Annotated in this window: 8 protein-coding genes and 5 tRNA genes; 9 read left to right on the top strand and 4 right to left on the bottom strand. The window is 70.5% G+C overall.

Annotation, left to right across the window (positions count from 1 at the left end; translation table 11 throughout):
- Together ABZU99_RS27420 and ABZU99_RS27415 are read right to left on the bottom strand one after the other, a co-directional pair.
- A partial coding sequence (locus tag ABZU99_RS27420) for a roadblock/LC7 domain-containing protein (protein WP_302888475.1) occupies nt 1–116 on the bottom strand: 116 nt, incomplete at its 3' end.
- 9 nt (nt 117–125) lie between these two features.
- Nucleotides 126–3,842, bottom strand: coding sequence for a nitrate- and nitrite sensing domain-containing protein (locus ABZU99_RS27415; protein ID WP_355947975.1), 3,717 nt, complete (start codon nt 3,840–3,842; stop codon nt 126–128).
- A gap of 591 nt (nt 3,843–4,433) precedes the next feature.
- Between ABZU99_RS27415 and ABZU99_RS27410 the strand changes: the two genes are divergently transcribed.
- The 8 genes from ABZU99_RS27410 to ABZU99_RS27375 all read left to right on the top strand — a co-directional run bounded on the left by ABZU99_RS27410 (nt 4,434) and on the right by ABZU99_RS27375 (nt 7,673).
- Nucleotides 4,434–4,613: a hypothetical protein gene (locus ABZU99_RS27410; protein WP_355948224.1), complete on the top strand. Its 180-nt coding sequence runs from the start codon at nt 4,434–4,436 to the stop codon at nt 4,611–4,613.
- Nucleotides 4,614–4,733: 120 nt separating this feature from the next.
- Nucleotides 4,734–5,525 (top strand): fumarylacetoacetate hydrolase family protein, encoded by a 792-nt coding sequence (locus ABZU99_RS27405; protein ID WP_356047006.1) that lies wholly within the window; start codon nt 4,734–4,736, stop codon nt 5,523–5,525.
- Nucleotides 5,518–7,005 (top strand): glutamate--tRNA ligase, encoded by a 1,488-nt coding sequence (gltX, locus tag ABZU99_RS27400; protein WP_356047008.1) that lies wholly within the window; start codon nt 5,518–5,520, stop codon nt 7,003–7,005. The genes ABZU99_RS27405 and gltX overlap by 8 nt, the downstream gene beginning before the upstream one ends.
- Before the next feature lie 180 nt (nt 7,006–7,185).
- Nucleotides 7,186–7,257: transfer RNA gene (locus tag ABZU99_RS27395), tRNA-Gln, on the top strand.
- Nucleotides 7,258–7,309: 52 nt separating this feature from the next.
- A tRNA-Glu gene (locus ABZU99_RS27390) sits at nt 7,310–7,382 on the top strand.
- 30 nt (nt 7,383–7,412) lie between these two features.
- Nucleotides 7,413–7,485, top strand: a tRNA-Glu gene (locus ABZU99_RS27385).
- Nucleotides 7,486–7,498: 13 nt separating this feature from the next.
- Nucleotides 7,499–7,570 (top strand) — tRNA-Gln (locus ABZU99_RS27380).
- Between the two features lie 30 nt (nt 7,571–7,600).
- Nucleotides 7,601–7,673, top strand: a tRNA-Glu gene (locus tag ABZU99_RS27375).
- Nucleotides 7,674–7,732: 59 nt separating this feature from the next.
- Here the strand turns inward: ABZU99_RS27375 and ABZU99_RS27370 are convergent.
- The gene (locus ABZU99_RS27370; RefSeq protein ID WP_356047010.1) at nt 7,733–8,374 is read right to left on the bottom strand and encodes a MerR family transcriptional regulator; all 642 of its coding nucleotides are present in this window, start codon (nt 8,372–8,374) and stop codon (nt 7,733–7,735) included.
- A gap of 95 nt (nt 8,375–8,469) precedes the next feature.
- Here ABZU99_RS27370 and ABZU99_RS27365 point away from each other — a divergent pair, with 95 nt between their 5' ends.
- The gene (locus ABZU99_RS27365) at nt 8,470–8,961 is read left to right on the top strand and encodes a DUF4188 domain-containing protein (protein WP_355947986.1); all 492 of its coding nucleotides are present in this window, start codon (nt 8,470–8,472) and stop codon (nt 8,959–8,961) included.
- A gap of 54 nt (nt 8,962–9,015) precedes the next feature.
- Here the strand turns inward: ABZU99_RS27365 and ndgR are convergent, their stop codons facing one another.
- On the bottom strand, nt 9,016–9,732 hold the full coding sequence (gene ndgR / locus ABZU99_RS27360) for an IclR family transcriptional regulator NdgR (protein WP_355947989.1): 717 nt from the start codon (nt 9,730–9,732) through the stop codon (nt 9,016–9,018).
- Between the last annotated feature and the right edge of the window lie 126 nt (nt 9,733–9,858).

Below are 9,858 nucleotides of genomic sequence, written 5' to 3'. Positions count from 1 at the left end.
TCGGACATCGCCAGAAGGAGTCCGTCGGCGGAGACCACCACGGTGTGGGACACCCCGGGGGTGTTGTCCACGAAGTTGGTGATCAACCAGTTCAGATTCTGCGCCGCCTGGCTCATCGGGCTCAACTAACGCTCCTGCTGGTAAGTCGGGCCTACGCCGCGATCGTGATTGCCGTCGAAGCCGGTGCCGGCCTGACGGCCCTGCTGGATCCCCCGGCGGAGGTTGGTCAGCCTTCCGCGTACGTCACTCGGCGCACGGGACACCTGCGACCCCGTCGGGTCGGGCTGCCGCGGCGCCTGCGTCGCGGCGCCTTCCACGAGATTCGCGCGCGGCACCCGTCGTGGCAACCCGGACGACGTGAGACCGCCGTTGGCGGGCTCGCGGACCTGCTCGGCGCGGCGCCAGCGCTCGTCGTTGGCGGACGACGTCCGCCAGTGGGAAGCCGCGCTGCTCACGCCGTTGGCACCGCCGGAACCCTTGCTTCCGGCGTACCCGCCGGTGCCCCGGGGCACCGTCTGCGGCTCGCGGCGCGGGGCGGGCGGTACTGCCGAGGCCGGGCGCCCGGGTGCGGGCGGCTCGGGCGCGCTGTACTCGGACCGTGACGGCTGGGGCGGGAACCGCCGGCCCTCGCCCTGGGAGCCGGTGTTCGACGGGCCCGCGTCCGGCTTGCGGGTCTCCTGGGTCTGGTGGCGCCAGTTGGACTCGATGGTGTCGAAGATCGGCGTACGGCCGTCGCCGGGGCCGGCGGGCGGCAGCGCGTCGTCCGTCCGGGGGCCACCCTGCCCGCCCCGGGGCAGCGGAAACTCGCCGGTGTCACCGGGGCCGTTGCTCTCCGGCCGCGCGTACTCGCCGGTGCTTCCGGGGCCCTGGCCGAGCTCCGGCCGGGCGAACTGCCCCGTGTTGCCGGGGCCGCGGCCGTAGTCGGGGCGCTCGAACTGAGCGGTGTCGCCGGGGTCGCGGCCGTAGTCGGGGCGCTCGAACTGGGCGGTGTCGCCGGGCCCGCGCCGGGGCTCGAACATGTTGGGGTCGGTCAGCGAGGGCAGCTCACCGGTGTCGCCGGGACCGCGGTTGCCGAACTGATCGTGGTGCCGCGTGGAGCCACCGAGGTCCGGGCGGGCGAACTGGCCCGTGGACTCGGCCTCGTCATGGCCGCGGGGGGTGTCCCCCGTCTCGCGCGGCGTCGTCGGCCAGTCGTCCTCGCCCGACGCGGCGCGGCGCGCGCCCCAGCTGGTGCCGGGCTGGGTGGAGGCGGGGAGCTCGGGCGCGGGGTCGCGCGAGGGCAGCTGCGGGCGGCCGCGCTGGTCGTCCGCGCCGGCGCGGCGCGGGGCGCCGGTCGGCGGGGCGACGGTCGGACCCTCGCCGCGCGCCGGCAGCGGGGGACGACCGGAGGGGGCACCCGGGCCGCCGGGGCCCGAAGGGGCGTTGCTCCGGGGCCCTGGGGGCCGTCCGCTGCCGAAGAGGTTGGGGCCGCCGGACGGGGCGCCGCCCGAGGGGCTCGCTCCGGCGCCGACCGGCCGGGTCGGCAGGCCGCTGCTGCCGCCGCCGTTGCCGGGCAGTGCGGCGCGCGAACCCGACCCCGGCACCTGGCGCCGAGGGGGCGTCGAGCCGAGCGGCCCGGCCGACCCCTTGCCCGGTCCGCCGTTGCCGCCGCCCTGGGGGCCCTGTCCGCCCTGGCCGCCGGGGCCCTGTGCCCCCGGCTTCCTGCCGCCCTGGGCGACATCGACCGGCAGCATGACCAGCGCGGTCGTACCGCCGGAGTCGGACGGCCGCAGCTGGATGCGGATGCCGTGGCGCAGCGACAGCCGGCCGACCACGAACAGACCCATGCGCCGGGAGACGGACACATCGACGGTGGGCGGGCTGGCCAGCCGCTCGTTGATCGCGGCCAGGTCCTCGGGCGAGAGCCCGATGCCGGTGTCGTGGATCTCGACCAGCACCCGCCCGTCGGGGAGTGCGTGACCGGTGACCTTGACCTTGGTCTGCGGCGAGGAGAAGGAGGTGGCGTTCTCCAGCAGCTCGGCGAGCAGGTGGACGAGGTCGTTGACGACCCGGCCCGCGACCTCGGTCGCCGGGACCGAGCTGAGCTCGATGCGCTCGTACTGCTCCACCTCGGAGGCCGCCGCGCGGAGCACGTCCACCAGCGGGACCGGACGGGTCCAGCGGCGGCCGGGCTCCTCGCCCGCGAGGACCAGGAGGTTCTCGCCGTTACGGCGCATACGGGTGGCCAGGTGGTCCAGCTTGAAGAGCGAGGAGAGCTGGTCCGGGTCGGCCTCGCGGCTCTCCAGCTCGGAGATGAGCGAGAGCTGGCGCTGGATGAGGCCCTGGCTGCGGCGCGAGAGGTTGGTGAACATCGCGTTGACGTTGCCCCGCAGCAGCGCCTGCTCGGCGGCGAGCCGGACCGCCTCGCGGTGCACGTCGTCGAAGGCCGTGGCCACCTTTCCGATCTCGTCCCGGCTGTGCACACCGACGGACTCGACGGAGGTGTCCACGTCCTGCGGGTCGGACTCGGAGAGCTGCTTGACCAGCTCGGGCAGCCGGTTCTGCGCGACGTCCTGCGCGGTGTCCTGCAGCCGGCGCAGCGAGCGGACCATGGAGCGGGCGACGACGAACGCGCCGACCAGGGAGACGCCGAGGACGAGCAGGATCAGCGCACCGTTGATGATGGCGTCCTGCTGGGCGTCCTCACGGAGCTCACGAGCCTTCTGCTGCATCTCGCTGAGCAGCGTCTCCTCGATCTTGCCCATCTCTTCGATCTTGATGCTGTCCTGGTCGTACCAGTCCAGATCCGTGCGCTTCTCGGCCTTGAGTCCGTCCGGGTCGCGCACCGCGCGGTCGGCGTACATGGTCGCCGCCTTGATGTCCGGGCGGCTGTCCAGCGGTTCGAGCAGATCCTCGGAGTTGCCCTGGCGGATCTGCTTGAAGCGGCCGAGCGCCTCGTTCTCCTTGTCCACCGCGGTCTTGGCGAAGCGGCGGTCGTTGGCGGAGAACTCGGCGCCGTCGGGGTCGGCGAGCGCGGCGCTGATCAGCGCGCGCTGGATCGAGGCGTACTCCTTGGCGGAGGAGAAGGTGGCGAGCGCGCGGGTGTTGTTGATCATCGCGCGGTTGCTGGTCGCCTGCGCCATGTCCTGGGAGAGCGACAACAGCGAGTTGATCAGCTCGTTGTAGTTCTGGACGGTCAGTGAGTAGTACTGACTGTTGTCGTACGCCGTGTCCCGGATCTCGTTGATCTTGCCGAGCTGGCGGCTGATGTCGACGAGGGTGGACTGCACACCGGCCATCGACTGGTTGGCCGGGTCGATCTCGTCGGTGGCGTTACGGAACGCCGAGATGGCGCGGTTGGTGTCCTCGCGCGTCGAGACGACCCGGTCGTCCTTGGCGTTGCCCTTGCCGGCTAGCGGACCGGCCGACTTGTCGCGCTCCTCCTGGAGCGCGCTCGCCAGCTGGGTGGCCTGCTGCGTCATCTCGGTGAGCAGCTTCATCTGGTCGAGTTGCTCGATGTTGTCGAGCGAGTCCTGGATGCGCAGGGCACCCAGGGTGGTCGCCGCGACCACGGGGAGCGCGAGCAGGGAGACCAGCCTGGTGCTGATGCGCCAGTTGCGCAGGGCTATGCGGTTGCCGGGCCCGCCGGCGGTGGCCTTGGGTTTGGTCTGCTCGGGGGTCTGTGTGCCGCTGGGCGCGCTGGTCTGCGTGGCGCCGGCCGCGCCGGGCTCGGAGCCCTGGTCTCCCGGCGTCCTGGCATTGCCCTGGGCGCGCTGGGGCGAGGAGCCGCGGTCGGTCCCGCCGCGCAGCTCCGGGTCCGCCGAAGCTTCCCCTCGGCCCTGGCGGGCCTGGGGAGACCCCATTCCATCCCTCTTGAAACGTCCCTGCACTAGCGTCGCAACCTCTGGACCAGGCGCTCCACCGGTGAGGGTGAAGCGGTGTCGAGTCGTGGGGGACCGCGATCCCCCCTGTCGGTCGTGAGTGACCGGCGCTTCCTTTCGTATCGACGAGAGGAACCCCCGCCGCTCGGCGCCTCTGTCTCTTGCGCCCCCCATGCGCGCCGGCAGATTCCCGCGGCGGTCCCGGGAATTCCAGCACAGTGCCGGATGCTGCAACAAGGGCAAGGGATGAGGCTGTGATCCACGTGACGCTCAGTGCGGGCTTTATTACCGGACGTAGAAAGCCATGTCGGCGATAACGGACTTTTATGAACGAGTCGATCGCCGCCAATGGGTGCCCGGCTAGCGATGATCAAGAGCGGAACGTCTGGTTCAGGGCGGCAATGTCCGAATAGCGTGATTGAAGCGAGCGCCCGCTATGCGGCATTTGCCTGATCGATGGTGAGTAAAATCACACGCCGCTGGCGACTTTTTTCCAGAAATCTTGGGCAAGGCCGCATCTAGCCTGACGCTTTACACCGTCCGTCGAAACGACAACAGCGAGGCATGGACCCAGTGAAGACGACGATGATGTTCCGCACCATAGCCAACCCGCGGCGGACCACCCTGGCGCATCTGAAGGACGCCGAGGAGCTGACGACCGCGACCGATGAGCAGCCGGAGCACCCCGTCGATCTGCCGGTCCGGACCGCGAACCCCAAGCGCACCGTGCTCACCAAGATCCCCGGCAACTGAGCCGGCGGGGCGGGGCGGGCCGCACCGCCGGTCAGGGGCGAGGCGGCGGCGCGCGGGGCGCGGAGCGATAGCCTGGAGCGTCAGTCTCCAGTGAGTTCAGTCAAGGAGCGAAAGCTTCCCGTGCGCATCGCCAGATTCTCCCTCGACGGCAACGTCGCCTTCGGTGTGGTGGAGGGCGAGCCGTCCGGTCAGGACGGCCCCGTCGTCGACATCATCAAGGGCCACCCCTTCGCCGAATTCGAGCGCTCGGGCCAGAAGATCCCGCTGAGCAAGGTCCGGCTGCTGCCGCCGGTCCTGCCCAACAAGGTCGTCGGGATCGGCCGCAACTACCGCGAGCACGCCGCCGAGCTCGGCAACGAGGTCCCCGACATCCCCGTCGTCTTCTTCAAGCCCTCCACCTCCGTGATCGGCCCCGGCGACCCCGTCGTCCTCCCCTCCTTCTCCTCCGAGGTGCACCACGAGGCCGAGCTGGCCGTGGTCATCGGCCGGATGTGCCGTGAGGTCCCGCGCGAGCGCGTCAAGGACGTCGTCCTCGGCTACACCTGCTGCAACGACATCACCGCGCGCGACGTGCAGCGCCGCGAGGAGCAGTGGGCGCGGGCCAAGGGCTTCGACACCTCCTGCCCGCTGGGCCCCTGGGTGGAGACCGATATCGACCTGGAGCGCGCCGGCGATCTCGGCATCATGTGCACGGTCAACGGTGAGCAGCGGCAGCTGGGCCGGACGAGCGACATGGTGCGCTCGATCGAGGATCTGATCGTGCACATCACCGAGGCGATGACGCTGCTCCCCGGCGACGTCGTGCTCACCGGCACCCCGGCGGGCGTCGGCCCGCTCTTTGTCGGCGACGAGGTCGCCGTCACCATCGAAGGCATCGGCACTCTCACCAACAAGGTGATCAAGCGTGGTTAGCGCAAGCTCCTCCGCCCCCGTGCGGGTTCGTTTCTGTCCCTCGCCGACCGGTAACCCCCATGTCGGCCTGGTCCGCACCGCCCTGTTCAACTGGGCCTTCGCCCGTCACCACGGCGGCACCCTGGTCTTCCGCATCGAGGACACCGACGCCGCCCGTGACTCCGAGGAGTCCTACCAGCAGCTGCTGGACGCGATGCGCTGGCTGGGCTTCGACTGGGACCAGGGTCCGGAGGTCGGCGGCCCGCACGCGCCGTACCGCCAGTCGCAGCGGATGGACATCTACCGGGACGTCGCGGACAAGCTCCTGGCGGCCGGCCACGCCTACCGCTGCTACTGCACCGCGGAAGAGCTGGAGGAGCGCCGCGAGGCGGCCCGCAACGCCGGCCGGCCCTCCGGCTACGACGGCACCTGCCGCTCGCTGACCGCCGAGCAGATCGCCGCGCACGAGGCCGAGGGGCGCGCCTCGATCGTCCGCTTCCGGATGCCCGACGAGCCGATCACCTTCACCGACCTGGTCCGCGGCGAGCTGACCTTCACACCCGAGAACGTGCCGGACTACGGCATCGTGCGGGCCAATGGCGCCCCGCTCTACACGCTCGTCAACCCCGTCGACGACGCGCTGATGGAGATCACGCATGTGCTGCGGGGCGAGGATCTGCTCTCCTCCACCCCGCGCCAGATCGCGCTCTACCGCGCGCTCGCCGAGATCGGCGTGGGCGCCGGGCTGGTGCCCGCCTTCGGTCACCTCCCGTATGTCATGGGCGAGGGCAACAAGAAGCTCTCCAAGCGCGACCCACAGTCCTCGCTGAACCTCTACCGGGAGCGCGGCTTCCTCCCCGAGGGGCTGCTCAACTACCTCTCGCTGCTGGGCTGGTCGATCTCGGCCGACCGGGATGTCTTCTCCCTGGAGGAAATGGTCGCCGCGTTCGACATCTCCGAGGTGAACGCCAATCCGGCGCGCTTCGACCTCAAGAAGGCCGAGGCGATCAACGCGGACCACATCCGGCAGCTGGACGTGAAGGCGTTCATCGAGGCGTGCGAGCCCTGGCTGAAGGCGCCGCACGCGCCGTGGGCCCCGGAGTCCTTCGACGCGTCCGCCTTCGAGGCGCTGGCACCCCTGGCCCAGACCCGGCTGACGGTCCTGTCAGACATCACCGCGAACGTCGACTTCCTCTTCCTCGATCAGCCGGTGCGGGACGAGGCGTCATGGGCGAAGGCCATGAAGCCGGGCGCGGACGCCCTGCTCGCCACCGCCCGTACGAAGATCGCCGAGGCGGAGTGGACGGCCGAGGCCCTCAAGGAGGCGGTCCTGGCCGCCGGTGAGGAGCACGGCCTCAAACTGGGCAAGGCCCAGGCTCCGGTGCGCGTCGCCGTCACCGGCCGTACGGTCGGCCTGCCGCTGTTCGAGTCTCTGGAGGTCCTGGGGCGTGAGCGCACGCTCGCCCGCGTCGACGCGGCGCTCGCGAAGCTCGCGGTCTGAGGCGGGCGACACAAGGGCGCGGGGCGCCCGTCGCGCCCGGGGTTCGGCGCCACCACGCGGTGATACCCGTTTTGGTGGCCCGTCCACCTTCGGGTAATGTTCTTCCTGCGCCGGACGGGCGGCCGAGAGGCCGGACGAAGGCGCAGGCCAAACAAAACCCCTCTGGGGGTGGCGTTTTGGTGGGGTATGGTGTAATTGGCAGCACGAGTGATTCTGGTTCACTTAGTCTAGGTTCGAGTCCTGGTACCCCAGCAAGAGATCTTTCCGGCTCACCTCGGGGATCTCTTGATCAAAGCAGGACCAAGCCCCCGTTGTGTAGCGGCCTAGCACGCTGCCCTCTCAAGGCAGTAGCGCCGGTTCGAATCCGGTCGGGGGTACGGATCTCCTCGGTTATGGAGATCGCTAGGGCCCCCGTTGTGTAGCGGCCTAGCACGCCGCCCTCTCAAGGCGGTAGCGCCGGTTCGAATCCGGTCGGGGGTACTGGTCTATACCATGGGCTATGGTGTAATTGGCAGCACGAGTGATTCTGGTTCATTTAGTCTAGGTTCGAGTCCTGGTAGCCCAGCGCAGTACAGGATGTCTTGTGCTCATTCAGGCCCCCGTTGTGTAGCGGCCTAGCACGCCGCCCTCTCAAGGCGGTAGCGCCGGTTCGAATCCGGTCGGGGGTACAGAGGGAAAGCCCCCCGCGTCAGCGGGGGGCTTTTTCGCGTGCTCGCCCGGCGGTCCGTCACTCACCGAAGCGGCGGCCGGATTCCTCGGTTTGCGCGAGCCGCCGCAGGCTCAGCAGCACCGGTTCGTAGAGCACGGTCAGCGCGACGGCCGCCTCGATCCGCTCGGCCGGGGTGTCGTACGCCTCCACCAGGTCCACGTCGGAGACGGCCAGTTCGGCCGCGAGCCGGGCGTGCAGCAGCAAGTGCTTGGTGTCGTGGGGATATCCGAGGCGGGCCAGGGACGCGATGGCCGCCGTCAGCATCCGGTACGCGGGGGAGGCGTCGCCCAGCTCCTGGCAGTATGCCCAGCCCATGCGCTCCAGCAGGGTGTCCACCTGCCCGCGGGCCCGCGCCGCCTGCGGATCGTCCGGGTCGGGCTCGGCGCCGTGCGGCAGCGCCCAGACCGCGGTCCCCACCCGGGCGTTCTGGCTGAGCGACTCGTCCTCGGCGGCCTCCAGCACCTCTCGCGCGGTGGCCACCGGCATCCGGCCGACCTGGATCAGCGCCCGTACCAGCCGCAGTCTGCGCAGATGCTCCTCGCCGTACTCGGCCTGGGTGGCGGTGATCCGCTCGCCCGGCGGCAGCAGCCGCTCGCGCAGGTAGTACTTGATCGTCGCGGTGGACACCCCGCTGCGCTCGCTGAGCTCCGCCAGTCGCATATCTCTTGCGCCTTTCCATTGGAGAGTGGCACTATCCAAGCGATGGATAGTGCCGCTATCCGACACTATCGGACGCGAGAAACGAGGGGATCGCCATGGGTGCCGAGGTGCTTACGGGGCGTATGACCGCCGAGGCCGGCGGAGGGGTGACCGTCTTCATGATCGGCATGCGCATCAACCGCTTCCGCGCGCTCCGCAGCTGGCTGCCGGTCTTCCGGGCGATGCCGCGGATGCTCCGGGAGCTGTCACGGGACCGGGAGAGCGGGATGCTGGAATATCAGTTGCTGTTCGGCCCGCCCCGGGTGATCTACGTCGTCCAGTACTGGGACTCGCACGAGAAGCTCATGGAGTACGCGGTGGCCCAGGACAAGGAGCACCGGCCCGCCTGGGCGGCGTTCAACCGGCGGATACGGGAGGGCAGGGGCAAGGTCGGCTTCTGGCACGAGACCTATGTGGTCCCCGCCGGTGCGCATGAGGCGGTCTACGTCAACATGCCGGAATTCGGCCTGGGGAAGGCCGCCGGCGTGGTCCCGGTCGGCCGGCGAGGGGAGCGCGCGGCCGACCGGCTGGCGCTGAAGGGTGCGTAAGAGCGCGTAAGGACGTGTAAGAGCGCGTGAGAGCGGTGGCGTCGGTCCACGCGCTCAGTTACCCCGGCGCAGGGCGTCCGACAGCCGTGCGGCCGCGTCGATGATCGCCTGTGCGTGCATCCGGCCCGGGTGCCGGGTCAGCCGCTCGATCGGCCCGGAGACCGAGACGGCGGCGACCACGCGGTTGGAGGGGCCCCGCACGGGCGCCGAGACGGAGGCGACGCCCGGCTCGCGCTCGCCGATCGACTGGGCCCAGCCCCGCCGCCGTACGCCCGACAGGGCCGTCGCCGTGAAGCGGGCGCCCTGCAGCCCGCGGTGCAGCCGCTCCGGCTCCTCCCAGGCCATCAGTACCTGGGCGGCCGAGCCGGCCTTCATGGGCAGGGTGGAGCCGACCGGCACGGTGTCCCGCAGTCCGGACAGCCGCTCCGCCGCCGCGACACAGATCCGCATATCGCCCTGTCGCCGGTAGAGCTGCGCGCTCTCGCCGGTCACATCCCGCAGATGGGTGAGTACGGGCCCGGCCGTGGCGAGCAGCCGGTCCTCGCCCGCCGCCGCGGCCAGCTCGGCCAGGCGCGGTCCCAGGATGAAGCGGCCCTGCATGTCACGCGCCACCATCCGGTGGTGTTCCAGTGCTACCGCGAGCCGGTGCGCCGTGGGGCGCGCGAGACCGGTCGCCCCGACCAGCCCGGCGAGGGTGGCCGGGCCGGATTCCAGGGCGCTCAGTACCAGAGCCGCCTTGTCGAGAACGCCGACGCCGCTAGTGTTGTCCATGAAACGATACTCGCGTCTCACAGTGTGAAACGCAAGTTCAATTTTCCGGGATACCCGCCACTCTGTAAATGGCGGGCCCGCAGACCAGGGCACGCACTTCACACGAGTTGGGCCGGCAGCGACGCC

It is taken from the genome of Streptomyces sp. NPDC005266 (assembly GCF_040607655.1).
Taxonomy (GTDB): Bacteria; Actinomycetota; Actinomycetes; order Streptomycetales; family Streptomycetaceae; genus Streptomyces.
Note: the sequence above shows the minus strand (reverse complement) of the source record. Positions and strands in the feature narration are given on the sequence as shown.